General features: G+C 37.0%; 24 protein-coding genes and 1 other RNA gene. 17 read left to right on the top strand and 8 right to left on the bottom strand.

The window, feature by feature from the left end:
* Window positions 1–2: 2 nt before the first annotated feature.
* The 9 genes from ACUTSE_RS15015 (at window position 3) to ACUTSE_RS14975 (ending at window position 9,794) form a co-directional block, all read left to right on the top strand.
* Window positions 3–1,922 (top strand): fumarate reductase/succinate dehydrogenase flavoprotein subunit, encoded by a 1,920-nt coding sequence (locus ACUTSE_RS15015; RefSeq protein WP_445640831.1) that lies wholly within the window; start codon window positions 3–5, stop codon window positions 1,920–1,922.
* Window positions 1,923–1,930: 8 nt separating this feature from the next.
* Window positions 1,931–2,686 carry a succinate dehydrogenase/fumarate reductase iron-sulfur subunit gene (locus ACUTSE_RS15010; protein WP_002986124.1) on the top strand — a complete coding sequence of 252 codons (756 nt, stop codon included), beginning with the start codon at window positions 1,931–1,933 and terminating at the stop codon, window positions 2,684–2,686.
* Window position 2,687: 1 nt separating this feature from the next.
* The gene (locus ACUTSE_RS15005; RefSeq protein ID WP_445640830.1) at window positions 2,688–3,878 is read left to right on the top strand and encodes a porin; all 1,191 of its coding nucleotides are present in this window, start codon (window positions 2,688–2,690) and stop codon (window positions 3,876–3,878) included.
* Between the two features lie 19 nt (window positions 3,879–3,897).
* Window positions 3,898–5,328, top strand: a complete 1,431-nt coding sequence (locus ACUTSE_RS15000; RefSeq protein WP_445640829.1) for an anion permease — start codon at window positions 3,898–3,900, stop codon at window positions 5,326–5,328.
* 70 nt (window positions 5,329–5,398) lie between these two features.
* Window positions 5,399–6,703, top strand: coding sequence for a cryptochrome/photolyase family protein (locus tag ACUTSE_RS14995; protein WP_445640828.1), 1,305 nt, complete (start codon window positions 5,399–5,401; stop codon window positions 6,701–6,703).
* Window positions 6,704–6,725: 22 nt separating this feature from the next.
* Complete coding sequence (locus ACUTSE_RS14990) at window positions 6,726–7,781, top strand: linear amide C-N hydrolase (RefSeq protein WP_002986118.1); 1,056 nt, start codon at window positions 6,726–6,728, stop codon at window positions 7,779–7,781.
* 124 nt (window positions 7,782–7,905) lie between these two features.
* On the top strand, window positions 7,906–8,886 hold the full coding sequence (locus ACUTSE_RS14985; RefSeq protein ID WP_445640827.1) for a tyrosine-protein phosphatase: 981 nt from the start codon (window positions 7,906–7,908) through the stop codon (window positions 8,884–8,886).
* A gap of 31 nt (window positions 8,887–8,917) precedes the next feature.
* The gene (locus tag ACUTSE_RS14980; protein ID WP_445640826.1) at window positions 8,918–9,592 is read left to right on the top strand and encodes a DUF2461 domain-containing protein; all 675 of its coding nucleotides are present in this window, start codon (window positions 8,918–8,920) and stop codon (window positions 9,590–9,592) included.
* A gap of 67 nt (window positions 9,593–9,659) precedes the next feature.
* On the top strand, window positions 9,660–9,794 hold the full coding sequence (locus ACUTSE_RS14975) for a hypothetical protein (protein WP_445640825.1): 135 nt from the start codon (window positions 9,660–9,662) through the stop codon (window positions 9,792–9,794).
* Window positions 9,795–9,859: 65 nt separating this feature from the next.
* On the opposite strand, the gene ACUTSE_RS14970 is transcribed toward ACUTSE_RS14975, so the two are convergent.
* Entirely contained in the window at window positions 9,860–10,936 is a 1,077-nt protein-coding gene (locus tag ACUTSE_RS14970; RefSeq protein WP_445640824.1) for a glutaminyl-peptide cyclotransferase, read from the bottom strand.
* Between the two features lie 88 nt (window positions 10,937–11,024).
* Between ACUTSE_RS14970 and ffs the strand changes: the two genes are divergently transcribed.
* An RNA gene (ffs, locus tag ACUTSE_RS14965) (signal recognition particle sRNA small type) lies at window positions 11,025–11,123 on the top strand.
* A 217-nt stretch (window positions 11,124–11,340) separates the two neighbouring features.
* On the opposite strand, the gene ACUTSE_RS14960 is transcribed toward ffs, so the two are convergent.
* Both ACUTSE_RS14960 and dinB read right to left on the bottom strand, forming a co-directional pair.
* Window positions 11,341–14,307, bottom strand: a complete 2,967-nt coding sequence (locus ACUTSE_RS14960; RefSeq protein ID WP_445640823.1) for a DNA polymerase III subunit alpha — start codon at window positions 14,305–14,307, stop codon at window positions 11,341–11,343.
* 2 nt (window positions 14,308–14,309) lie between these two features.
* The gene (gene dinB / locus ACUTSE_RS14955) at window positions 14,310–15,467 is read right to left on the bottom strand and encodes a DNA polymerase IV (protein WP_445640822.1); all 1,158 of its coding nucleotides are present in this window, start codon (window positions 15,465–15,467) and stop codon (window positions 14,310–14,312) included.
* An 83-nt stretch (window positions 15,468–15,550) separates the two neighbouring features.
* Between dinB and ACUTSE_RS14950 the strand changes: the two genes are divergently transcribed.
* Complete coding sequence (locus ACUTSE_RS14950) at window positions 15,551–16,318, top strand: XRE family transcriptional regulator (protein ID WP_002986099.1); 768 nt, start codon at window positions 15,551–15,553, stop codon at window positions 16,316–16,318.
* Window positions 16,319–16,536: 218 nt separating this feature from the next.
* Here the strand turns inward: ACUTSE_RS14950 and prfB are convergent.
* Window positions 16,537–17,632, bottom strand: a protein-coding gene (gene prfB, locus ACUTSE_RS14945) for a peptide chain release factor 2 (protein ID WP_445640821.1) whose coding sequence is annotated in 2 segments (ribosomal slippage) — window positions 16,537–17,568 and window positions 17,570–17,632 — 1,095 coding nt in all. Because the reading frame shifts where the segments join, the coding sequence is not laid out codon by codon here.
* A 46-nt stretch (window positions 17,633–17,678) separates the two neighbouring features.
* On the opposite strand from prfB, the gene ACUTSE_RS14940 reads away from it, so the two are divergent.
* The 4 genes from ACUTSE_RS14940 to ACUTSE_RS14925 all read left to right on the top strand — a co-directional run bounded on the left by ACUTSE_RS14940 (window position 17,679) and on the right by ACUTSE_RS14925 (window position 20,478).
* Window positions 17,679–18,704, top strand: a complete 1,026-nt coding sequence (locus tag ACUTSE_RS14940) for a threonine aldolase family protein (protein WP_002986095.1) — start codon at window positions 17,679–17,681, stop codon at window positions 18,702–18,704.
* Between the two features lie 104 nt (window positions 18,705–18,808).
* On the top strand, window positions 18,809–19,126 hold the full coding sequence (locus ACUTSE_RS14935) for a DUF6787 family protein (RefSeq protein ID WP_002986093.1): 318 nt from the start codon (window positions 18,809–18,811) through the stop codon (window positions 19,124–19,126).
* A 164-nt stretch (window positions 19,127–19,290) separates the two neighbouring features.
* Window positions 19,291–19,791 carry a TlpA family protein disulfide reductase gene (locus ACUTSE_RS14930; protein WP_445640820.1) on the top strand — a complete coding sequence of 167 codons (501 nt, stop codon included), beginning with the start codon at window positions 19,291–19,293 and terminating at the stop codon, window positions 19,789–19,791.
* Between the two features lie 12 nt (window positions 19,792–19,803).
* Entirely contained in the window at window positions 19,804–20,478 is a 675-nt protein-coding gene (locus tag ACUTSE_RS14925) for a thioredoxin family protein (protein ID WP_445640819.1), read from the top strand.
* 130 nt (window positions 20,479–20,608) lie between these two features.
* On the opposite strand, the gene ACUTSE_RS14920 is transcribed toward ACUTSE_RS14925, so the two are convergent.
* From ACUTSE_RS14920 to dnaA, 4 genes are all read right to left on the bottom strand, one after another.
* Complete coding sequence (locus tag ACUTSE_RS14920) at window positions 20,609–20,992, bottom strand: VOC family protein (RefSeq protein WP_445640818.1); 384 nt, start codon at window positions 20,990–20,992, stop codon at window positions 20,609–20,611.
* Between the two features lie 8 nt (window positions 20,993–21,000).
* Window positions 21,001–21,723: an SAM-dependent methyltransferase gene (locus tag ACUTSE_RS14915; RefSeq protein ID WP_002986085.1), complete on the bottom strand. Its 723-nt coding sequence runs from the start codon at window positions 21,721–21,723 to the stop codon at window positions 21,001–21,003.
* 102 nt (window positions 21,724–21,825) lie between these two features.
* Complete coding sequence (locus ACUTSE_RS14910; RefSeq protein WP_445640817.1) at window positions 21,826–22,284, bottom strand: low molecular weight protein-tyrosine-phosphatase; 459 nt, start codon at window positions 22,282–22,284, stop codon at window positions 21,826–21,828.
* On the bottom strand, window positions 22,284–23,723 hold the full coding sequence (gene dnaA / locus ACUTSE_RS14905; RefSeq protein ID WP_002986081.1) for a chromosomal replication initiator protein DnaA: 1,440 nt from the start codon (window positions 23,721–23,723) through the stop codon (window positions 22,284–22,286). The genes ACUTSE_RS14910 and dnaA overlap by 1 nt, the downstream gene beginning before the upstream one ends.
* A gap of 188 nt (window positions 23,724–23,911) precedes the next feature.
* On the opposite strand from dnaA, the gene ACUTSE_RS14900 reads away from it, so the two are divergent.
* Both ACUTSE_RS14900 and ACUTSE_RS14895 read left to right on the top strand, forming a co-directional pair.
* A complete protein-coding gene (locus tag ACUTSE_RS14900; RefSeq protein WP_002986080.1) occupies window positions 23,912–24,322 on the top strand; it encodes an acyl-CoA thioesterase in 411 nt (136 codons plus the stop codon).
* Window positions 24,323–24,375: 53 nt separating this feature from the next.
* The coding region (locus tag ACUTSE_RS14895; RefSeq protein ID WP_445640816.1) for a hypothetical protein at window positions 24,376–25,040 on the top strand (665 nt) is incomplete at its 3' end.

The raw sequence follows: 25,040 nt of genomic DNA, 5'->3' as shown, positions 1-25,040 counted from the left end.
TTATGAAATTAGATGCAAAAATTCCTGAAGGACCATTAGAAGATAAATGGTTTAACTATAAAAAGAATGCTCGTTTGGTTAACCCTGCAAATAGAAAAAAACTGGATGTTATTGTAATTGGAACTGGATTAGCAGGTAGTTCTGTAGCAGCCTCTTTGGGAGAGATGGGATATAATGTAAAATCGTTTTGCTTTCAAGATACTCCACGTCGTGCACACTCTGTAGCGGCACAAGGAGGAGTAAATGCGGCTAAAAATTATAAAAATGATGGAGATAGTATCTACAGAATGTTTGTGGATACATTAAAAGGAGGAGACTTTAGAGCAAGGGAAGCGAATGTTTATCGCTTGGCAGAATGTTCGGTGAATTTAATTGACCAAGCTGTTGCTCAAGGAGTACCTTTTGGTAGAGAATACGGAGGATACCTAAACAATCGATCATTTGGAGGAGTTCAGGTGAGTCGAACATTTTATGCTCGTGGACAAACGGGACAACAATTACTTTTAGGAACGTATCAGGCGCTTATGCGTCAGGTAAATAAGAAAACGGTAGAACTGTTTTCTTCACACGAAATGTTGGATTTAGTATTGATTGATGGAAAAGCCCGTGGGGTTATTGTTCGAAATCTTGAAACAGGAGAAATTGAAAGACATGCGGCACATGCGGTTGTTTTAGCAACAGGAGGATTCGGGAAGATTTACTATCTATCAACGCTTGCTATGGGATGTAATGGCTCTGCTATTTGGAGAGCACATAAAAAAGGAGCCTATTTTGCTTCGCCAAGCTGGACACAAATTCACCCAACATCCTTACCACAGTCTGGAGATTATCAGTCTAAATTGACCTTAATGTCTGAATCATTGCGTAATGATGGACGTATTTGGGTACCTAAAAATTTAAATGAAACGAGAGTCGCTAATGATATTCCAGAAGAGGAAAGAGATTACTATTTAGAAAGACGTTATCCTGCTTTTGGAAATTTAGCCCCTAGAGATATTTCTTCTCGTGCTGCTAAAGAGCGCATCGATGCTGGTTATGGTGTTGGACCTTTAAAAAATGCAGTATATCTAGATTTTTCTAAAGCAATTAGAGAGCAAGGACAAGCGAAAATCGCTGAAAAATATGGCAACTTGTTTACCATGTATGAGAAAATTACAGGAACAAATGCTTATAAAGAACCGATGATGATTTCCCCAGCAGCTCACTTCTCTATGGGAGGACTTTGGGTAGATTATGAACTAATGACTACGATTCCAGGATTGTTTGCCTTAGGGGAAGCTAATTTTGCAGACCACGGTGCTAATCGATTAGGAGCAAACTCTTTACTGCAAGCTTCTGTTGATGGCTATTTTATCGCTCCGTATACGATTGCTAACTATTTAGCAGATCAAATTCGAATCGGTAAAATTTCTACAGATCATCCTGAATTTGAGAAAGCAGAACAAGAGGTTAAAGACAAATTAGAAAACCTATTGAAAATTAACGGGGATAAAACGGTTGATTATTACCATAAGAAATTAGGTAAATTACTTTATGATTATTGTGGTTTAGCGCGTACCAAAGAAGGCTTGACATTTGCTATTGAGGAAATCAAGAAGTTGAGAGCTGAATTTTATCAAAATGTCCATGTTCCTGGAACGAATGCAACAATCAATTCAGAATTAGAAAAAGCAGGACGCGTAGCAGATTACTTAGAAATAGGTACACTGATGTGTTATGATGCTTTGACGCGTGATGAATCTTGTGGGGCTCACTTCAGAGAGGAATACCAAACAGAAGAAGGGGAAGCTGCTCGTAACGACGAGAAATTCCAGTTTATTTCTGCGTGGGAATGGCCCGGATCACTAGATCAAGAACCAATTTTGAATAAAGAAGAATTAACATTTGAATACGTAAAACCGACTATCCGTAGTTATAAATAATAGAGGCTATGAAATTGAATCTTAAAATATGGAGACAGAAAGATCGTAAATCGGAAGGTAAACTTGTAGATTATGCGATAGATAATGTAAATACACACATGTCTTTTTTGGAAATGTTGGACACACTAAATGAACAATTAATTTCAAAAAAAGAAGATCCTATTGAGTTTGATCATGATTGTAGGGAAGGAATTTGTGGGCAATGTGGAGTTGTGATCAATGGAAATGCACATGGACCGCTAGAAAATACTACGACTTGTCAGTTGCACATGCGAGAATTTAAAGATGGGGAGACGATTTTGATTGAGCCTTTTAAAGCCGCAGGTTTTCCTGTTAAAAAAGATTTGAAAGTGGATCGAAGTGCGTTTGACCGCATTATTTCGGCTGGAGGATATGTATCGGTAAATACGGGACAGGCGCCAGAAGCGAATACGATTCCTGTATCACATGAAACGGCAGAAGCCGCTTTTGACTCAGCTGCTTGTATTGGGTGTGGAGCTTGTGTCGCTACGTGTAAAAACGGAAGTGCGGCTTTATTTACCTCTGCGAAAATTACGCAATTGGCCTTATTACCTCAATCGCAACAGGAGCGAAAAGAACGCGCACTGCATATGATTATGCAAATGGATGAGGAAGGTTTTGGACACTGTTCGAATACAGAAGCTTGTGAGGTAGAATGTCCACAAGGAATTTCTGTATTGAATATTGCTCGAATGAACTACGAGTACAATCGCGCTAGTTTTTTCAAGTTTAAAAAGAAATAAGATGAAAAGTAAAATTGGGATGATAAAAAGCCTATTTCTCTGTGGAATAGGCTTATTTACTGCAATGAATACTTGGGCGCAAGAGCTTGAAATCGCACAAGATACCATTCGAATTTTCGAAGATAAAATTGTATTAAACGATGCAACGCAAAAATACCCTCAATTTAAGGTAGGAGGGGTTTTTCAAACCCGCTATTTAGATAATTTCAAACGAGGTGTTGATATCAATGGTATGCATTATGGTGAGGGAGAAGGTACAAATAACTCCTTTGAAATTAAGCGTATGCGTGTTTCGATGAATGCGAAGGTTACAGAAAATTTAGAGGTAGTAGCTTTAGTGAATTTAGCGGATTTTAAATCAGATCCAAAAACGAAAGTCCTAGAAAATGCGTATGCAAAATATACGCTCAATCGATATTTACAATTTACGGTAGGACAGTTTAGACCGTTATTTGGCATGGAGGAAACCTATCCAGTGGATGTAGTAAAATCTATTGATTATTCAAATTCATACTATATGTTTGGCGATAATGGATGGACTAGTTTCCAAATTGGAGCTGCTGTTACAGGTAGTGTAGATTTAGGATCTGTTCCTATGAGTTATGGGGTTTCTGTTACCAATGGAAATGGTAAAAACAAAACAGACAATGACGATGGGAAACACTATTCGAGCCGCTTGTTGTTTAATGTGGATCCCAAGCATAAAATTAATGTCGGAATTAGTGGAGGGATTGGCGAAGTACAACGACAAACTGTTTATGCAGTTGGAGCAGAAGCAACCGCCTTTTTCCCAATGGGCGACCGCTGGAGTATTGATTTTCAATTAGAGGCAAAACAAGGGGTGAATCACCAATTGTATTTTAGCCAACCGGTGGATCAACGCCTAGGGGATATCGATGATTATTTGATGAAGAGTTTTTATATTCTACCGAATGTCCGTTATGATTTAGGTAAAAAGCGTCTACAAACTATTGAATTTGCTTGTCGATACGAATATTTAGATGGTAGTGCGCATTTCAATTCTAATGGTAGACAAACTTGGGTTCCTATGGTGAGTTTGGAATTCTTAAAGAATTATGGTGCTCGTCTACAAGTAGGGATGCAAATAGATAATTATAAAACGAATATTGAGCAGACAAAATCATATAACTCAAATCTCGCCTTTATTCAATTTCAGTGTCGATTACAATAACGTATAAAAACCTCCTTCTATGAAAGAAGTAAATTTAAAAAATTTCGGAATTACCGTAGTAATAGGGATATTACTTTGGTTCTGTCCCATCCCAGAGGGAGTAACGCCAGAAGCTTGGCATTTGTTTGCCATTTTTGTGAGTACCATTTTGGGGATTATCCTCAAAGCTGCTCCTATGGGGACCATGTGTATGATTGCTGTGGGACTTACCGCATTCTTTCAATTGTTAGCGCCTGGAAATGCAGGGCAATCGATTACGCTTAGTTTAAAAGGATTTGGAGATAAGGTTATTTGGTTAATCGGAATCTCCTTCTTTATTGCCCGAGGTTTTATTAAAACAGGGTTAGGTAATCGTATTGCTTACTTGTTTATCCGTGCTTTTGGTAAAAGTACTTTGGGACTAGCTTATGGATTAGGATTGGCTGATTTGGTATTAGCGCCTGCTATTCCAAGTAATACAGCTCGTGGAGGAGGAATTATTTATCCCATCATGAAATCGATGGCGATGAACTTTGGGTCTGATCCAACTAAAGAAGAAACGAAAAAGAAAGTAGGTTCTTTTTTAACGTTGAATTGTTATTATTTGAACTTGATTACATCAGCCATGTTCTTAACAGGTACGGCAAGTAATCCGATGTGTCAGAAGTTTGCTGCAGATATTGGAATCAATATCAGTTGGATGAATTGGGCTGTTGGAGGTTTTGTTCCTGGAGCGCTTGCGTTCCTCCTTACTCCTTTGGTGTTGTATAAAATTTATCCACCAGAGTTAAAGAAAACAGGGGATGCTCCTAAAATAGCTGCACAGAAATTAAGAGAAATGGGGAAATTAACGCTACCAGAAAAGTTGATGTTAGTGACCTTTTTTATCTTGCTTTTCTTGTGGATTACAGGAGATCTATTCACGATTGATGCAACAACTACGGCTTTTATTGGATTGGCTATCTTATTGTTGACTTCTGTATTAACATGGGAGGATGTCAAATCAGAAAAAGGTGCTTGGGATACCATTGTGTGGTTCGCTGTATTGGTAATGATGGCTAGTTCATTGAATACACTTGGGTTTATTGGCTGGTTTAGTGATTTAGTAAAGGCACAAATGGGAGGAATTGATTGGCATTATGCTTATCCTTTAATTATCATTGTCTATTTCTTTAGTCATTATATTTTTGCCAGTGCAACTGCTCACGTAGCGGCAATGTATGCTGCACTTTTGGGGGTTGGTGTATCTTTAGGTGTGCCACCCATGTTATTGGCTTTAACCCTTGGATATATGGGATCGATTTACGGTACTTTGACACATTATGGACATGGCCCAGCTCCGGTATTTTTCGGAAGTGGCTATGTTGAATTGAAGTCTTGGTGGACCTACGGATTGATCATCGGTCTTTTCTTACTCGCGATTTATTTAGTAGTAGGAACAACTTGGCTCAGTATTATTGGTTATTTTTAAATAAAAAAAGTTATCTTTAAAGACCCTTTATTAAATAGAATAAAGGGTCTTTTTAGTAGGACTTACTAATATGGAAGAAATTGTAATTTTTTGGTTTCGAAGGGATATTCGCTTACATGATAATGTAGGCTTATACCATGCGATACAGTCAGGAAAAAAAGTACTACCCATCTTTATTTTTGATCCAGCAATCTTAGCTCAATTTCCAGCAAAAGAGGATCGACGCATATCATACTTTTATAAAGCATTAGCACAAGTCGATAGTCATTTACAACAGTTAAATAGTCAGGTGGTTTGCTATCATGATCATGTACTAGATGTATTCAAACAACTGATACAAACTTATACTGTTTCAGCTGTTTATACGAATGCAGATTATGAACCTGCAGCTCGAAAAAGAGATGCAGCGGTGCAAGCCTTAGTAGCTGAACATGCCATTGCTTTTTATGCTTATAAAGATCAAGTGATTTTTGAGGCTAATGAATTGCTGAAAAGCGATCAAACTCCTTATAAAGTTTATACGCCTTATTCTAAGTTATGGAGAAGTCGGTTAACAGAACAACACCTACTAGCTTGGACATTGGAATTAAAGGCGGATTATTTTGTAGCTCAAAAGGAGTATCAAGTAATGCCAAGTTTAACCCAGTTGGGGTATAAAGAAGAAACAAAATCTCGTTTTAAAGCACCTGTATTTGATTCATTTCTTATTCAAAATTATACAGCCAATCGCGATTTTCCAGCCCTAGATGCTACCACGCGTTTGGGAATAGCGTTGCGATTTGGAACGGTATCTATTCGCGCTTGTGTGCGACAAGCGTTGCATAATAATGATACCTGGTTGAGCCAATTGATTTGGAGAGACTTTTTTATGGCAATCTTATATCACTATCCGCATTCGGCAAGAGCTTGTTTTAAAAGGGAATATGAAAATATACAATGGCGTAATAATGAAGTAGAATTTGAGGCTTGGTGCAAAGGGGAAACAGGATATCCACTTGTGGATGCGGGTATGCGCGAATTGAATCAAACGGGATATATGCACAATCGCGTGCGTATGGTAGTGGCTAGTTTTTTAGTAAAACACTTATTAATTGATTGGCGTTGGGGAGAAGCATATTTTGCTCAACAACTCAACGATTATGACCTGGCTCTAAATGTAGGAAATTGGCAATGGGCTGCGGGATGTGGTTGTGATGCTGCTCCTTATTTTCGAGTGTTTAATCCCACAGAGCAACAAAAGAAGTTCGATAAAGATTTTAATTACATAAAAAAGTGGATCCCTCAGTATGATGAATCTACTTATATTACTCCTATAGTGGAGCATAAGCTAGCTAGAGAACGAGCGTTACTAGCTTTTAAACAAGCATTAAAATAAACACACATAAAACCCTTGAACTATGAAAAAATGGAAAATCTGGGTCGCTAATTTAGCTTTAGCAGCTTTTTTACTACCTGTAGCATCAGATGCTTATGCGTGTACTCGAGTGGTATACAAAGGACCTAATAACACAATTATCACAGCGCGTTCGATGGATTGGAAAGATGAAATTGATCCAAATATCTGGGTATTCCCAAGAGGAATGGAACGCACCGGTGAAGTGGGTAAAGCATCAGCGAAATGGAAATCAAAATACGGAAGTGTTATTGTATCAGCTTTTGATATTGCTACAACTGACGGAATGAATGAAAAAGGTCTTGTGGCCAATATTCTGTGGTTAGTAGAATCACAATATCCTGATTACGATCCAAATGGAAAGCAAAAGGGAATGAGCTTGGCTATATGGGCGCAATATGTATTAGATAACTATGCAACAGTAGCAGAAGCTGTAACGGATTTGCAGAAAAATCCTGTTGCAGTGGTTACAGCTAATACCCCAGGTAGAACAACATTAGCTACGGTGCATTTGACGATGTCTGATGCAAAAGGAGATAATGCCGTTTTAGAGTATATCGACGGAAAATTAGTGGTATATCACGATCCTTCTTATACGGTAGTTACCAATTCACCTACTTATGATAAGCAATTAGCTATTCGAGATTATTGGGCATTTTTACCAGGAAATCAAGTGTTACCGGGTACAGGAAGATCAGAAGATCGCTTTGCAAGAGCCTCTTATTATGCAACAGCAGTAGATCAAAGTGATGATACGATGGTTGCTGTGGGATCGGCATTTAGTGTAATCCGCAACTGTTCTGTTCCGTATGGAGTACATATCGAAGGATATCCTAACTTGTCTTCTACTAAATGGAGAGCTGTGTCAGATCAAAAGAATTTAGTTTATTATTATGAAGATCCATTGACGTTATCGCCTTTGTGGTTGGATTTGAAAACATTGGATTTCAGCGAAAAAAATAAGGTGAAAAAATTAGATGTTTCTAAGAGACAACAATATTTCGGTTTAGCGAATAATCAATTAGTAGAGAGCAAACCGTTCCAGTTTATGGGAATTTAGTTTGAATTAAATGGAGAAATACAAAAGCAATGCCGTAACGCATTGCTTTTTTTATGGAAACGGGTTAAAAACAAAAATAGGTTAGAAATGCTTAACTTTGAGAAAGGTTAATATAAAATGAGTTATGAAAAAATATGGAATCCTTGTTTTAGTAGGAGGTATGTTGATGTTAGGCAGTTGTTCTTATAAACACGCCTATCAGCCAATTGCATTTTCTAAGTTGGATACTACTGAAAATTATGAAGCCTTAACCCAGCGATATGCCATGGGAGAAGAAAAAGAGTTTACTCCCAACGTGAAACAGAAAGAACTATATTTAGAAGTGAATCAGGGAGTTGAAATTCCCAATGTTTCTAATGTTCGAGAATTAGGGGGAATTATCACACAAGATCAACGAGTAATCAAATCGGGGCATTTTTATCGCAGTGGTCATTTAGGGAAATTAAAAAAGAAACATTTTAAGACGCTAGAACAATATACAATTACGCAGGTCATTGATTTAAGAACCGATCGAGAAATTAAAAAACACCCAGATCATCTACCAACTACTATTCAATATTACAATGAACAGGCGTTTGAAGATTCAGAAGACATGTTTAGCAAGGCCAAAAAAGAGGTGTTAAAAGGAAGAGTAACAGTAGAAGAATCAAATAAAGCAGTGGAGGATTTTTATGGGGTTTACGTTTTGGATAATCCTCAAAAGATTCGCGAGATTGTATTGCGTATGCTGGATCATGACGAAGCCACTTTGTTTCACTGTTCTGCAGGAAAGGATCGTACAGGAATGATTGGTGCTATACTATTGAGTATTCTCAATGTTGATCGAGAGACCATTATGGAAGAGTATTTACGTTCTAACAATGAACGTATTGATGATGTTTCTGGAAGAATGAAATTAGCAAAGTTTGGCAAGTTTATTTTTCCTAAAATTGACTATGAAGTAATTGAGAATTTCTCGTGGATTAAACCCAATTATTTAGAGGCGATGTTTGCTGCAATAGAAGCAAAGTATGGATCGATGGATAATTATATTCACAATGGATTATCCATTACAAAAGAACAACGTCAAAAGTATATCGAAAAATATACCGTTATTTTAAAGTAAATTTGTCATTCAACTGTTGGAGAAAAAGTATATGAATCATTTGAAACAAGAGCATTTCGCCCTGTTAGAGGAGATTGCAAAGAATAATAATAAACCTTGGTTTACTGAAAACAAACCGCGAATTGATGCTGATTTTACAGAAGTAAAAGGCTTTTTTAAAAGCGTTTTTGACGAGATGGCAGCGGTGGATGAGGTTGAATTATTTCACGTTCATCGCTTGTATCGAGATGTGCGTTTTTCAAAAGATAAAACCCCATATAAAACCTATTTTGGTTTACACATTGGAAGGAAAAAACCTTTACTACGCGGAGGATATTACCTCAATGTAGAACCTGGGAAGAGTTTTGTTGGAGGAGGATTTTGGGAACCCAATAAAGATGATTTATTGCGTATCAGAAAAGAAATCGCCTTAGATGATTCTGAATTACGTGAAATAATCACTAATCCTGTATTTGTACAAGCATTTGGAGGATTAGTAGGAGAGGAGTTGAAAACGGCTCCTAAAGGCTTCGATAAGGAGCATCCCGCTATTGATTTACTGCGCAAAAAACAGTTTTTAGTCATGCGATCTTTTACAGATGAAGAAATGATACAACCAGGATTTATCAAAGAAGTTATTCAAACGTTTGAAGCAATGAAGCCCTTTTTTGATTATATGTCTGAAGTATTGACAACAGATGTCAATGGAGTGAGTTTGTATGAATAATGGAAAGAGGAAAGCGGAGAAGGGAAAGTGGAGAAATGGGTATACGATGAAAAATCAGTAGTGGCAAATGGCAATTTGCCAATTGGCTGGAAAAAATGAAGAAGAGAAATGGGTATATGATGAAAAATCAGTAGTGGCAAATGGCAATTTGCCAATTAACTGGACAAAATGGAAAAGGAAAGTACTTATAGAAGCTTACTGAATCACATAAAAAAAGAGGAACTCGACGAGCTCCTCTTTTTTTATGTTCAGTTTTCTGTTCTCCACCTAGTCAATAATCTTGATTTCAAACATTTTATTCCAGTTCTTACCTGTTACAAAGAATGTATTTGTTTTAGCGTTGTACGCAATACCGTTCAACACATCTAAATCAGCATGTCTTTCAACTAAATCATACAGCTGAGAAAGGTCAAGAACCCCTTCTACAGACCCTGATACTGGATCAATGACAGCTACACCACTTTTACCGTAGAAATTAGCGTAAATCTTACCATTTACCCATTCTAGTTCATTGATGTTTACTAAGATTTCTCGTTGCGCTGCAACTGTTATCTCATCTACTTTCTCAAACGTATCTGGATTTAATTTGTAAATCTTTTCAGAACCATCTGTCATATAAAGATGCGTTCCATCATTACACAATCCCCAACCTTCCATTTTTTGGAAGTAAGGAAGTGTCGCGATTTTTTCAAAGGTATCCGGATTGTATACATAAGCTTCATTGTTTTTATAAGTCAACTGATACAGCTTGTTGTTTAGAATCGTACAACCTTCTCCAAAGATTGCTGCTGGAAGTTCTTTAATCTTGATTACTTCTCCAGTTTTAGGGTTGATTTGGCGAACACTAGATACCCCTTTAGTACCCGTTCCGATTCCTTCACCATTTCCGGTGCTTTCAAATAAAATACCATTGTGGAATTCTAGCCCTTGCGTATAGGCTTTGATATCATGCGGAATAGTATTGACAATCGTATAATTGATCATTTGAGGAGCAACAGAAGAAAGAATAGCGATATGAGAAGAAACTTCTTTACTCTCTTTATTGAGATAAGCTGTTCCTTTCAGCGTGTATTGCCCGAATTTTTGTCCTTTCAAAGGAGCATTTAGTACTTCATTTCCCTTTACTGCACCTAAACGAATATCGTTTAAGTGATAAACTACAGAGTCTAGCTCGGTGTTTGGCGCGAGATTTAAGCTTAATTTTATAGCCTCTTTATCGTTGTAAACCTGCTTTAATTCGGATGTATTTAAAGAAATTACATTTTTTTCTAAATTATTTTTTTCAGAACAGCTGAAAATAGCGAAAGATAAGGCTAAGGGTATAAGCATGTTATGTCTTTTCATCGGTCATTTTAATTTTATTACAATATACAAAAGTTATTATAATAGTTGTAAACACTTGGAAAAATATAAAATGGTTGTATATTTGCAACGGCAAGTCCTACACGACCAGCTCCTGCAGAATCCTCCAGGGTGGGAACGCAGCAAAGGTATGTGGTTGTAGCGGTGCGATGTAGGTAGCTTGCCATTTTTTTCTTATTTGATCTCCTTCTTAGGGGATTTTTTTTTGCCTTTTTTTGTTGTTTGTAAACTGTTTGAAAAATTCGTCTGGAAATAGATCCGTTGTTTCCATAATTTATCTTGTTACTTGGCAAATTGCCATTTGCCATTACGGGATTTTACATCTCAACTTCTCATCGCCTTACCTCCTCATCGTCTTCTCACCACCTCATCGTCTTCTCACCACCTCACCCTCTCATCGCCACACCTTCCCCTTTCACATGATACCTAGGATCTGCCATATACGGGAGTTTTGCCATTTTTAGAACCTGTAAGGTAGGTACCTCATATTCGATTTGAATAGTACCTAATAACAAATAGCATCCACTACCTTGAAAAGGATATTGTTGTAGACTATGCGGAAAGTGCACACTGTCAAAATAATCTCCCTGGCTGTCAATCCACGTACCGAAGTACATGAGTCCGCTTTTAATTTGGATGGGCTTTAACGCGATTAAATAGCCCACTAAGCGCGTATTTTCATCCTTGTGGTATAGGAAGTCCTTGGTTGTTATTTCTCCTCTAAATTTCGTCTGTAATAAGCTAAACGGACTAGAAGTAACAGGAAACCCTAAATATTCTAATTCATCAAAGGCATCTTCTGCTTCCGTTCGTTTCAATTGAGGAAAAGAAAAAGACTTTATGGGTTCTTGAAGCAATTGCCAAGTGGGATTGGATTTGTTTTTGTGGTACAATAATTTAGCTTGAATAAGCAATTCGTTTTTTTGGAGTCCAGTGAATTGAAAGGCACCAATAAAAATAAGTGTTTCTAAAGCTTCGAGGTTAATATTGACGCGTTGTATGAAGTTCGCCAAGGAAGTGTAATTTCCATTTCTTTGACGTTCAGTCAAGAACGTATCGATTAAAGCAGTATTTAAATTTTTAACCAATTGAAAGCCCAAGAAGATATCGCGTCTTCGTAAGGTTGCCCCTAGGTTACTACGATTGATACAAGGAGGAAATACACGTGCGCCAGACATCTTCGCTTCGTGAACGTAGACTTCGGTGCGGTAGAATCCCCCTTGGTTGTTGATGACAGCAACAATAAACTCTAAGGGGTAATGTGCTTTTAAATACAAGCTTTGATAGCTCTCAATCGCATAAGAAGCAGAATGAGCTTTACAGAACGAATACCCCGCAAACGATTCTATTTGGCGGTAAATCTCTTCACTGAGTGCTTGTGGATGCCCTTTCTCCTCACACAGTGCAAGGAAACGTTGACGAACCGCTTGCAATCCTTCTTTTGAGCGACTCTTTCCACTCATCGCACGACGGAGGATATCCCCATCTTCTGCAGGTAGACCACCATAATGAAGGGCAATTTTAATCACATCTTCTTGATAGACCATGATACCATAGGTTTCTCCCAATTGATCTTTGAAAACATCGTGGAAATACTCAAATTGAGTGGGGTTGTTGTGTCTGTAAATATATTCTTGCATCATACCGCTTTGCGCAACCCCTGGTCTGATAATAGAAGAAGCTGCTACTAGTGTTTTATAATTATTACATTTTAGTTTTCTCAATAAACCGCGCATAGCAGGACTTTCAATGTAAAAGCATCCAATGGTATTGCCTAGTTGTAAATACGCATTGGATTTCACTTCGTTTTTAGAAAGCGAAATATCGCGGATGTCTACGGTAATTTGTTGATTTTGTTCAATTAACTCTACCGTTTCATTGATATGCCCAATGCCTCGTTGGCTGAGAATATCAAATTTTTCAAAGCCAATATCCTCTGCAATATGCATGTCAAATTGAGCTACAGCATAACCTTTTGGAGGATAATCCAACGCTGTAAAATGCGTGATGGGATCTTCTGAAATAATTATCCCACAAGCATGCATGGTGCGTTGGTTTGGAAATCCTTCTAGTAATTGACTATAGTGATGAATTAGCTGTACAATGGAATTATTGTCCTGGTATTCCCTTGTATGTCGCTGATTCAATTGATCGAGTTCTTCTTTAGCTAAACCGTATACTTTGCCAATCTCTCTTGCCATTGAACGCGTTTTAAAGGTAGACATGGCTCCACAAAAAGCAACGTGCTCTTCCCCATACGTTTGGAAGATATAATCAATAATAGCATCGCGATCCGTCCAAGACCAATCAATATCAAAATCAGGAGGCGATTTGCGGTTGACATTTAAAAATCGCTCAAAGTATAAATCGAGTTCTAACGGACAAACATTGGTAATTCCAATGCAATAACCCACTAAACTATTGGCCCCACTTCCTCGACCAATATGCATAAAGCCACGTTTTGTGCTATATGAAATAATATCCCAGATGATTAAGAAATAGCTGGCAAAAGATAGCTTTTCAATAACATCAAGTTCCTTTGCTAAGCGTTTTGTAGCCTGTTCGTGGTTGGCACCATAGATGCGTGTTAATCCCTTTTGTGCAAGCGTAGTAAGCAGTTGTAAATCATCGGCTTTGTTGGCTGTGAAATGTAGCTTATTTCTACTTTTTTTAAATTCAAAGGAGAACTTTGATTCCCTTACGATGTGTTGCGTATTGGCAATAAGCGTAGGGAAAGATTCAAAATGACGTAATAATTCCGCTTCAGATAGTAGTATTTCATCTGGTGAAGCACAAGTAGTAGCATCCAATTTACTTAAGAGTGTATTTTGATCAATGGCTTGGAGGATACGGTGTAATTCATATTCACCTGCTTGTTGAATTGTCACGGGATGAAGGATAACCATTTTGTGAATCAACTGCTTCCATTGCTCTTGGTATAGTAAATTGCGTTGATTTAATTTAACGCCAATATATTCGTGATCGGCTAGTGTTGGCGGACAGTTTTCCAGTGGATAGATGACAAAAGTATGTGCAAAATCAGGAGCTTTTTTAGGGAAAGGCTGTTTGGTTTTATTGTGTAGGGTTATGCATTGATTCATTGCTGCAAATCCCAATTGATTTTTAGCAATCCCAATGTATTGTAGGTGTTGATCTACGCGAAATTCAGCACCAATAAGCGGTTTGATATTTGCTTGTTGACAAAGGCGAATAAAATCGTAAACACCATAAAAGGTATGAATATCCGTGAGTGCTAAGGCAGAGATATGAAGTTTTTGTGCTGCAGCAACCAATTGCGCTAGTGGAATAGTGCCAAAGCGTAAACTATAGTAAGAATGACAATTTAACAACATAGCTATTTCTTTTTAGATTTGAGTAGGGCACTGGAGCAACGGTGAACTGCCTGCATGCCGTATTGTTTTTTGATGTGATCCATGGTTTCATACAGTGCCATGATTTCCTGTGAGTCTTCAAATAGGTTAATCTGATAATTTCCGCGGACTAAACCACTGAAATTGATACCAATTAAGCGGAGACGCATCCGGCGCTGGTAGTGTTTTTCAAACAAATCCAACACATAGGCATTGAGGATATGATCTGCGGATGTATAGGCAATTTTACATTGCTTGGTTTCGGTATCGAAATTGGTATAGCGAATCTTGACAGAGACAACAGAAGTAAGCCAGCCTTCCGAGCGCAATTGAAAAGCCAATTGCTCTACCATTCCCAATAACGTTGTCCTCAGTAAGGTCAAGTCAATGGTGTCTTGTGAAAATGTATGCTCGGTTGATATAGATTTGCGTTCTCGATAAGGTTCAACGGGAGTAAAATCAATACCATTGGCTTTTCTCCAAAGGTCTAAACCATTTTTACCGAGCAATTGGGACAAAATTTCAGCAGGCATGGTAGATAGCGTTTCAATCGTTCGAATACCCAAACGCGCCAAAGAATCATAGGTAGCTTGTCCTAGCATGGGGATTTTTCGAATGGATAAGGGATTGAGAAACGGCTGTACTTCTTTTTCGGGAATAATCAATGCACCTGAAGGTTTGGCTTCATTGGTTCCCATTTTAGATACCGTTTTATTGATGGACATGGCATAGCTCAACGGTAGATGCGTTTCTTTTTGAATGGTCGCGATTAATTCGGAGGTCCATTGGAGGGTACTGTGAAAGCGATCCATTCCCGTTAAATCAAGATAGAACTCATCAATACTGGCTTTTTCCATTACAGGAGCTTTTTCAGCTATAATTTCGGTCACTTCCGCAGACATTTTACTATAGAGTTCCATGTCGCCTTTGATGATTTTCGCTTGAGGACACAAACGCATAGCCATGCGAATTGGCATAGCGGAACGCACGCCAAAAGCACGAGCTTCATAGGAGCAGCTCGATACCACGCCGCGGTCTCCTCCACCTATAATAAGAGGAATACCAGCGAGTTGTCGATTGGTTAATCGCTCACAAGAAACAAAAAAACTGTCCAAATCTAAATGTACAATAGCGCGTTGCATCTTCCTAATAGTAAAATATTTTAAACAAACTTACTACGTATGTTAGCAATTATTAGTATATTTGATGCTATAAATAATAGCAAATGTCATACTTATCAGATAACATCAGGTATTTACGAGCACAGAAAGAATTGTCTCAGCAAAAAGTAGCCGATTCGCTACTTATTACGCGTGCCCGTTACTCAAAATATGAAGAAGGAGCCTCTGAACCTCCTTTGGAAGTTTTGTTGAAAATCTCTCGCTATTTTCATGTGAGTGTGGATCTACTCATTTCAGTTGATTTGAGAAAGGTACCTATGCAGGATTTATTAAAATTAGAGGATAATCGTATTTTATTGCCGATTATGGTAGATCCCAATGGCAATAATTTTATCGAAATAATTCCACATAAGGCAAGAGCAGGATATTTATCTGGGTATGCTGATCCAGAATTTATTCAGAACCTCGATCAGATTTCATTGCCTTTTCTACGAGAGGGCAAATACAGGGCTTTTCCGATTGAAGGAGATTCTATGCCTCCACATCAGGAAGGTTCGTTTATTATTGGTAGTTATATTGAGCAATTAGAGGATATCCGCAATGGGCGAACGTATATTATTATGACCGCAAATGAAGGAGTAGTGTACAAACGCGTGTATCGCATTGATAAGGAAACGTATGAATTGCATTCAGATAATACATTTTATGAACCGTACCGCATTAAGGCCTATGATATCTTGGAAATTTGGGAGTATGCTTCGAGTATCGCTACAGAAGAATTTAAACCAGAAGATTTAGGAGAGGCAGATACCAAAGCAATGTTTCAGGAAATTCGCCACATGTTGAAAGATGTAATGAAAAAGGTGAATTAAAGGAGTGGAGAAGGTGAGGTGATGAGAATGGGTGAGGGGATGAGATAATCGACAAACTCCTAACCTTTAACTCTTAACTCTTAACTCTTAACCCTTAACCCTTAACCCTTAACCCTTAATCCTTAACCCTTAATCCTTAACTCATAACCTTAACTCACAAAGCACAAACCTCACAATAATAAAAAAAAAGTGCTAACCTTCTTGGTTAGCACTTTTTTTTATTCTTCTTGTTGTCCCATCATCATTAAATACGCTTTTAAGAAAGCGTCAATTTCACCGTCCATCACCGAATCAACATCTGTTGTTTCATGGCCTGTTCGGACATCTTTGACTAATTTATACGGATGCATAACGTAATTGCGAATTTGCGATCCCCATTCAATTTTCTTCTTATTGGCTTCAATCTCATCGCGCATGGCTTGTTTTTTCTTCAACTCAATTTCATAAAGTTGAGATTTTAAGAGCTGCATCGCTTTGATTTTATTATCTAATTGAGAACGTGTTTCAGAATTTTCAATGATAATACCCGTTGGGTGGTGTCGTAAACGAACCGCAGTTTCTACTTTGTTTACGTTTTGTCCACCCGCGCCACTAGAACGCATGGTTTCCCAAGAAATATCTGAAGGGCTAATTTCAATTTCAATCGTGTCATCGGCTAATGGATATACATAAACAGAGGCAAAAGAAGTATGACGTTTGGCATTACTGTCAAAAGGAGAAATACGAACTAAGCGATGTACGCCATTTTCACCCTTTAAGTAACCAAAAGCAAACTCGCCTTCAATTTCTAAGGTAACTGTTTTTACACCTGCAACCTCACCTTCTTGATAGTTGAGCTCCTTCACTTTATACCCGCTGTTATCAGACCACATGATGTACATACGCATCAACATAGCAGCCCAATCGCAACTCTCTGTTCCACCAGCACCAGCTGTAATTTGCAAGACAGCACTCATGTTATCTCCTTCATCGGATAACATGTTTTTGAATTCCAAATTCTCAATTAGTTCGAGTGTACTCTTATATTGCTCTACAACTTCTTCTTCCGTTACTTCTTTGGCGTTGTAGAACTCAATTAGAATCTGAAACTCTTCCAAATAATTTTTGGCTTGCTCATAATCCTCAATCCATTTTTTCTTGGATTTTAGATTTTTGACAATAATTTCAGCTTCTTTTGAATTATTCCAAAAGTCTGGAGCAAACGTTTTTTCTTCTTCGTTTGCAATTTCAATTAACTTCTTATCGACGTCAAAGATACCTCCTTAACGCACCAAGGCGATCAATAATGTCCTTCTGTTGTTCTGTGGTTACCATAATTTTTAATACTTTTACAAGCAAAAATACTTATTCCTGCGAATTTATGGAAATTAATTTAATTAGCGATACAATTACAAAGCCTACTCCTGAAATGTTAAATTATATGTTGAAAGCGAGAGTAGGAGACGATGTTTATAAACAAGATGGTAGTACCAATGAATTAGAAACGGCTGTGGCTGAATTGTTTGGAATGGAAGCTGCTTTGTTTTTCCCTTCGGGAACTATGGCTAATCAAGTTGCTATCAAATTACATACACAACCCGGAGATCAATTGATTTGTGATCGAAGCTCTCATATTTATCAGTTTGAAGGCGGAGGAGCTGCGGTAAATCACGGGGTAAGTAGTGCCTTAGTTGATGGAGATCGCGGACGAATTACAGCTGAAGATGTACTCTATCACTATACCGACCCTAACAATATCCATTTACCTGTTACCAAATTAGTTTGTTTAGAAAATACGACGAATATGGGTGGCGGAGCTTGTTACGAGTTGAGTGAAATTGAACGCATCAAAGAAGTATGTGAAGCGCGCAATATCAAATTGCATTTAGACGGTGCACGTTTGTGGAATGCTTTAGTAGCTAAATCTCAGCATCCAACACAGTTTGGAGCGCTATTTGATACCATTTCTGTTTGTTTTTCTAAGAGTTTAGGAGCTCCTGTAGGTTCTGTGTTATTAGGATCTAAAGAATTGATTCAACGTGCCATTCGCTTGAGAAAAGTAATGGGTGGAGGGATGAGACAGACAGGATACTTAACGTCTGCTGCTTTGTTTGCGTTAAAAAATAATGTAAGTCGCCTACAACGAGACCATTATCGCGCCAAGCAAATTGAAATGTTACTCAATAAAAAAACATGGGTAAAAGAGATTTTGCCTGTACAAACAAATATTCTGGTTTTTCGATTGGAAGATGATGCGAATATCAAACCCTTTTTAGATAAACTCAAACAAAAAAACATCCTAATTAGCGAAATCGGCAAAGGGTGGTTGCGCATTGTAACGCATTTAGATTATCGCGAAGTGATGCATGAATATGTACTAGAAACACTGAATCAAATTGAACTATAAAAAATATAAAAGCCATTCATTTGAATGGCTTTTATATTTAAGTAAAAATTAGTTTTTTACTACTCAAAAAAAGCACTACTTTTGTTTAGATTTAAAATAAATAAATGGAAAAGTTAAAGCAACGTTGGGGACTTACTTCTAATTTTCAAGTTGTAATAATAGTAATCGTATTTGCAATTACGGGTTCAACAGCAGCGTTTATTTCGAAACCTATCTTGACTTATTTAGGAATAGAAAGAGGATTGACCCATCCTTTGTTGTATTGGGTGCTATATGTTTTAATTATTTTCCCCATGTATAAAGTTATCTTGATTTGCATCGGAACTTTATTTGGGCAACGTGAATTCTTCTGGAATTTCGTAAAAAAAATGTTGACTCGAATGGGATTAGGGTTTATTTACCCCAAAGAAAAAACAAAGTAAGACTGAATCAGTCTATCAGATAAAGAAATATTAAAATAGCGAAGCAGAAGCTTCGCTATTTTTGTTTGCGGTTTTACCTAGCACAATGCGATAAAAGTAAAAAACGAAAACACACCCTCATAAAAAAAAATTATATTTGTTAGAGACTCATAAGTATAGATTAGATGACTAGATATGTAATACTAAGTTTACTCTTCTTCGCAGCAATAGGTTGCAAGAAAGGAGAGGTACAAAAAGAACCTTTTGGATTAGAAGGAGTCGTGGAGGATTATCATGTACTTTTAGAAGCTGTTAATCACCAAGATGACAAAATGTACGTGGTGAATTTTTGGGCCACTTGGTGTGTACCTTGTGTAAAAGAATTACCTGATTTTGTTCAATTGTACAATGAAAATAAAGAGCGAACTGATTTTGAAATGGTTTTGGTTAGTTTAGATCGAGCTCGCGATTTTGAAACCAAAGTAAAACCTTTTGTTACAGCACATCAGTTAACCCCTCCTGTGGTAGTATTGGCAGATGTGAAACGGATGAATGAATGGATTCCTGCTATTCACAAATCTTGGAGTGGAGCTATTCCTGCTACAGCTATATATAAAAATGGGAAACAGGTGTATTTCCATGAAGGAATACTCACTTATGAAGAACTTAAAAAATTAACGCAATAAAAAAATAGAATTATGTTGAAAAATGTTGGTTTAGCAGTACTATGCAGCCTTGCTTTTATGGCTTGTAAGAAAGATCCAAACAAAATTGAGGCTATTGACCCTACAGAAGAGGTTATCGAGCCTGTAAATGACTTTAAAGAGGTTGCAGGGTATAAAGTTGGGGATGTAGCGACTGATTTTAGTTTAATCGGAACAGATGGTCAACAACACCGTTTAGCTGATTTTGCTGAAGCGAAAGGGTATATCGTTATTTTTACTTGTAACCACTGTCCTTATGCACAAGCGTATGAAGAACGCATTGTTGCTTTAGATCAAAAATATAAAACATTGGGGTATCCAGTCATAGCGATTAATCCGAATGATCCAGTTGCTCAGCCAGAAGACGGATTAGAGTTGATGAAAGTGAGAGCGAAAGAAAAAGGATTTACATTTCCTTATGTATTAGATGAAGGGCAAAAGATTTATCCACAATATGGAGCAACAAAAACGCCACATGTCTTTATCTTGCAAAAAGAAGGAGATAAAAATGTAGTGAAATACATCGGAGCTATCGACGATAATTATGAAGATGCAAGTCAAGTTTCTGAAAAATACGTAGAAAAAGCAGTCGATGCTTTACTAGCAGGAAAAGCAATTGAACAAACGACAACTGTAGCTATTGGTTGTACAATTAAGGTGAAAAAATAATGTATTGGAGAGTGGAGATGGGTGAATCACAATGTAGAAAATAAGTAATAAAACAAAAGCGAAAGATTTAATCTTTCGCTTTTGTTTTATAGCTACTTTCGGTAGGTCAAAATTATTTCATCATTCCGTTCTATTCTCCTACTTCCAATAAGATTTGATGTAATCCAATGCGATTGCCTTCAGAATCCTCAAATTCAGCAACGGCAAAACCTGCGTTTTCATGTCGATGAATAGGGAAGAGGATTTTGGCACCTTGGTGTACCACGCGTTGTATTGTTTGTTCAATATCAAAGGTATTGAAATACAGTAAAACACCTTTAGTAGTAGGTTTGTAAATTTCTCCTTTTACCAAAGCACCACTGATGCCTTTTGCTTGTGTATCTAAAGGAAAATAAGCCATTTCAAGGTTGTCAAAAAAATCTTCTTCTAAGGTTACTTCAAATACCGCACTATAAAATTCAATAGCACGTGGCATATCGGTAACGGGAATTTCAAAATAAGACGCTACATTCATTTGGAATTTTAATTTTTATGTAGAATAAAAATACATGGTCTTTTATGCAAATCAATTGTAGTTCTCTTCCAAGCAGCTATTGGTTTCGTTTGGATGAATTCACTCTCTAGTGTAATATCACAAGCGATACACAGTAGCGTATTGGGATGTAAGGTTTGAATTAAATCTTGCAACAGTTGATTGTTTCTATATGGAGTTTCGATAAAGATTTGCGATTGACTCTTTTCAAAAGACAAACGTTCAAACGTTTTTAAAGCTCCTTTTTTCTCATTTTTATCTATGGGTAGATACCCGTTAAAAGCAAAACTCTGTCCATTCATTCCAGAAGCCATCAGGGCAAGTAGGATAGAAGATGGCCCCACTAAGGGTAATACGCGAATGTTTTGTTTGTGCGCTAGTTCAACAATAGTTGCGCCAGGATCAGCAATACCGGGGCAACCTGCTTCACTAATGACTCCTACGTCTTTGCCTTCTAATAATGGCTGTATGTACTGTTTGTATGTTGCAGGGTCTGTGTGTTTATTTAATGGGAATAAAATTAATTCCGATTGTTTCTTATCTGGTGCAATTCGCTTGATGAATTTTCGAACTGTTTTTTCATTTTCGACGATGAAAATAGTCAATCGATCGATTGTCTCTTTAACAGCTTGCGGAAGTACTTGCATGGGATCATTGTCTCCCAATGTGGTCGGAATCATGTACAAGTTTCCCGTTTGAGTGGCTTTATCCATAATATTTTGGAACTGTGTTTAAACTACAAAGGTAAGTAAAGCAGTTTAGAAAAAATAAAAGGAAGAAATACAATTTCCTCCTTGAATCTATTATATAAATTACTAAGATTTTAAATCTTTAGCGATAAGCGTACACGCTTCATCAACCAGTTGAAAAACATGCTCAAATCCATCAGGACCTCCGTAATACGGATCGGGAACTTCTGCTTTTTTACCTGGATGAATGACATCCAATAACAGGCGAACCTTTTGTGCGTCTTCTGGCTTTTCTGCCAACTGAACTACATTGTTGTAATTCGATTGATCCATGACAAAAATATAATCAAAAGTAGAAAAATCACTCTTTTTAAATTGTCTGGCTCTTTGTGTAGTTAAGTCAATACCGTATTTTCTAGCTACTGCAATGGAACGTTGATCGGGTAATTCACCCACATGCCAATTTCTAGTGCCCGCAGAATCTACTAAAAAGTCTTCTTGGGGAAGTTTAGCTTGTAGAATACCTTCGGCCAAGGGTGACCTACAGATATTACCTAAACAGACCATGAGTACTTTTGCTTTCATTACATATTGAACTTTTGGTTGATTTCATCGTGGAATTTCTTGAATTCCTTATCCGTTTCTAATAGGTTATCTACTGTTTTACAAGCATGTAATACGGTAGCGTGATCGCGTTTTCCTATTTGAGAACCAATATTAGCCAAAGAAGCTTTCGTGTACTTTTTAGCAAAGAACATAGCTAATTGTCTTGCTTGTACAATATTGCGTTTACGCGTTTTTGATTTCAATGTTTCAATATCCATTTCAAAGTAATCAGAAACCACTTTTTGGATGTAGTCAATTGAAATTTCTTTTTGCGTATGCTTGATGAATTTCTCAATAACTTGACGAGCTAAATCAATAGTAACTTCTTGTTTGTTGAAAGAAGATTGAGCGATTAATGAGATAATAGCCCCTTCTAATTCACGAACGTTTGTCGATACATTTTTAGCCATATACTCGATGATGTTTTCTGGCATTGTCACACCATCGCGGTATAAAATATGTTTAACAATCTTAACTCTAGTTTCAAAATCTGGTGTTTGAATCTCTGCAGATAATCCCCATTTAAAACGAGATAATAAGCGTTGCTCAATATCTTGCATGTCAACAGGAGCCTTATCTGATGTTAAGATAACTTGTTTTCCATTTTGGTGTAAGTGGTTGAAGATGTGGAAAAATACATCTTGTGTTCCCGACTTACCGGATAAGAATTGAATATCATCGACAATTAATACATCAATTAATTGATAAAAATAGATGAAATCATTTCTTGTTTGTTTGCGAACAGAGTCCACATATTGTTGTGTAAATACTTCTGCAGAAATGTAAAGTACAGTTTTGTCAGGAAAGTATTCTTTGATTTCTACACCAATTGCATGTGCTAAGTGAGTTTTTCCTAATCCAACACCACCAAAAATCAATAAAGGGTTGAATGAAGTTCCTCCTGGTTTTTTAGACACAGCCATACCTGCAGAACGCGCTAAGCGGTTTGCATCTCCTTCTAAGAAATTGTCGAAAGAATAGTTTGAGTTTAATTGTGACTCAATCTTTACATTTCGAATTCCTGGTATAATGAAAGGGTTTTTTAGTTCAGGATTTTTATTCTGAACAGGAACATCCAATTCTTGTGGTTTTACAGGTCCTCGTTGCGAACTAGGTAACTGTTCTGTAAATGGCTGCTTGTTGCCAGATACATTTTCCATTTGTATTTTATATAGTAACTTTGCATTTCCACCTAACACTTTTGTCAACGCAACTTTCAATATACTTACGTAGTGCTCTTCTAGCCATTCATAAAAGAATTTGCTAGGCACTTGTATATAGAGCTTGTCTTCAGTTAATTCAATGGCTTTAATAGGCATGAACCAAGTCTTAAACGCTTGTTCGCCTATGTTGTCCTTTATGAATTCAAGACAAGCATTCCAAGCAGATTGCGCTGTCATGTCTTTGTATTCGTGCATTTTTGGTTAGATTTTTAAAAAAACAGTTACTATTTTTGAATGTTTTTTGGATTGATGTCGGTGTCGAATCAGATGGCAAATATGTGAACAATTTTTGGGATAAAAAAACGAATTAGTCATTGTAATTTTCAAAAAAAAATGGTAAGTACATTTATAATTCAATTAGTCAAATAAAATTTAAAAGGAATATGAAAAAATTCGATTACACAGTACGTGTGCGTTATGCAGAAACAGATCAAATGGGAGTCGTGTACCATGGTAATTATGCACAATACTTTGAAATAGGGAGAGTTGAGTGGTTGCGAAACTTAGGGATTTCGTATAAGCAAATGGAGGAATTGGGAATCATGCTTCCAGTTGTATCCTTAACTATGAACTATAAAAAACCAGCAAAGTACGATGAAGACTTATGTATTCGCACCATATTTAAAAAATGCAGTGGAGTGAAAATTGAATTCGATTATGAATTATATAATCAAAATAACGAGTTATTAACAACGGGATATTCTATGCTGGTGTTTGTTGATATGCAAACAGGTCGTCCAACTGTACCTCCTCCGTATGTGTTAGAAAAAATAAATACAATGCTAGAGGAATAATTTTTTTTATTCTTTGAAGTAATTATATCTTTATCAAAACAAACTAGTAAATTATGAAAAACCTATTGGCGTTATTGAGTATAGTATGTATTGGCTTGAGTGCTTATGCTCAAAGACCAACTTTAATAGATGGACGCGTTCGATTGTACAATGGACAAATTATTCCAGTTTCTATTGAAAATAAAAATACAAAGGAGAAAACTCAATCGGATCAAACAGGTTATTTTTTAATACAAACCCATTTAGGTGATACACTGCGTTTTTCAAGTGAATACAGTGCAACGATGCTCTATGTCATTGATGAAGGAGATTTACAAACAAAACGCATTACGCCTGTATTAGTAAAACCAGGCCAGAAATTAGAAGAAATCGTAATCGTTAAGAAGGAGTTTGGTGAAGGTGAAATGAATTTTGGCGGTAAAAAATTAACACCAGCCGAAAAGCGATACAATAAAAATAATCGCGTATTCATGTCGACTAGCGATTTAAAAATGGGAATCACAATTGATGGAATTATCAATCGATTGAATGGAACGCGAAAACGCGATTTGCAAATGATTGAATATGAAAAGATCGAAAACAATGTTGCCTCTTTTTATAAACAATACCCAAGAGAAGAGCTAATGAAAGATTTGGGAATTCCAGAATATCATGTGGATGCTTTTGTTATTTATTTTGTTTCTCAACCGGATACAGATAAAATGAAAGTAGATCAAAG

Source organism: Myroides sp. TSA_177.3 (assembly GCF_052691955.1).
This window is presented reverse-complemented; position numbering and strand designations above follow the sequence as displayed.

What these genes read in the sequence shown, in the direction of transcription:
- ACUTSE_RS15015 (WP_445640831.1), top strand. Translation starts at nt 3, where the DNA reads ATGAAATTAGATGCAAAAATTCCTGAAGGACCATTAGAAGATAAATGG.
- ACUTSE_RS15010 (WP_002986124.1), top strand. Translation starts at nt 1,931, where the DNA reads ATGAAATTGAATCTTAAAATATGGAGACAGAAAGATCGTAAATCGGAA.
- ACUTSE_RS15005 (WP_445640830.1), top strand. Translation starts at nt 2,688, where the DNA reads ATGAAAAGTAAAATTGGGATGATAAAAAGCCTATTTCTCTGTGGAATA.
- ACUTSE_RS15000 (WP_445640829.1), top strand. Translation starts at nt 3,898, where the DNA reads ATGAAAGAAGTAAATTTAAAAAATTTCGGAATTACCGTAGTAATAGGG.
- ACUTSE_RS14995 (WP_445640828.1), top strand. Translation starts at nt 5,399, where the DNA reads ATGGAAGAAATTGTAATTTTTTGGTTTCGAAGGGATATTCGCTTACAT.
- ACUTSE_RS14990 (WP_002986118.1), top strand. Translation starts at nt 6,726, where the DNA reads ATGAAAAAATGGAAAATCTGGGTCGCTAATTTAGCTTTAGCAGCTTTT.
- ACUTSE_RS14985 (WP_445640827.1), top strand. Translation starts at nt 7,906, where the DNA reads ATGAAAAAATATGGAATCCTTGTTTTAGTAGGAGGTATGTTGATGTTA.
- ACUTSE_RS14980 (WP_445640826.1), top strand. Translation starts at nt 8,918, where the DNA reads ATGAATCATTTGAAACAAGAGCATTTCGCCCTGTTAGAGGAGATTGCA.
- ACUTSE_RS14975 (WP_445640825.1), top strand. Translation starts at nt 9,660, where the DNA reads ATGGCAATTTGCCAATTGGCTGGAAAAAATGAAGAAGAGAAATGGGTA.
- ACUTSE_RS14970 (WP_445640824.1), bottom strand. Translation starts at nt 10,936, where the DNA reads ATGAAAAGACATAACATGCTTATACCCTTAGCCTTATCTTTCGCTATT.
- ACUTSE_RS14960 (WP_445640823.1), bottom strand. Translation starts at nt 14,307, where the DNA reads ATGTTGTTAAATTGTCATTCTTACTATAGTTTACGCTTTGGCACTATT.
- dinB (WP_445640822.1), bottom strand. Translation starts at nt 15,467, where the DNA reads ATGCAACGCGCTATTGTACATTTAGATTTGGACAGTTTTTTTGTTTCT.
- ACUTSE_RS14950 (WP_002986099.1), top strand. Translation starts at nt 15,551, where the DNA reads ATGTCATACTTATCAGATAACATCAGGTATTTACGAGCACAGAAAGAA.
- ACUTSE_RS14940 (WP_002986095.1), top strand. Translation starts at nt 17,679, where the DNA reads ATGGAAATTAATTTAATTAGCGATACAATTACAAAGCCTACTCCTGAA.
- ACUTSE_RS14935 (WP_002986093.1), top strand. Translation starts at nt 18,809, where the DNA reads ATGGAAAAGTTAAAGCAACGTTGGGGACTTACTTCTAATTTTCAAGTT.
- ACUTSE_RS14930 (WP_445640820.1), top strand. Translation starts at nt 19,291, where the DNA reads ATGACTAGATATGTAATACTAAGTTTACTCTTCTTCGCAGCAATAGGT.
- ACUTSE_RS14925 (WP_445640819.1), top strand. Translation starts at nt 19,804, where the DNA reads ATGTTGAAAAATGTTGGTTTAGCAGTACTATGCAGCCTTGCTTTTATG.
- ACUTSE_RS14920 (WP_445640818.1), bottom strand. Translation starts at nt 20,992, where the DNA reads ATGAATGTAGCGTCTTATTTTGAAATTCCCGTTACCGATATGCCACGT.
- ACUTSE_RS14915 (WP_002986085.1), bottom strand. Translation starts at nt 21,723, where the DNA reads ATGGATAAAGCCACTCAAACGGGAAACTTGTACATGATTCCGACCACA.
- ACUTSE_RS14910 (WP_445640817.1), bottom strand. Translation starts at nt 22,284, where the DNA reads ATGAAAGCAAAAGTACTCATGGTCTGTTTAGGTAATATCTGTAGGTCA.
- dnaA (WP_002986081.1), bottom strand. Translation starts at nt 23,723, where the DNA reads ATGCACGAATACAAAGACATGACAGCGCAATCTGCTTGGAATGCTTGT.
- ACUTSE_RS14900 (WP_002986080.1), top strand. Translation starts at nt 23,912, where the DNA reads ATGAAAAAATTCGATTACACAGTACGTGTGCGTTATGCAGAAACAGAT.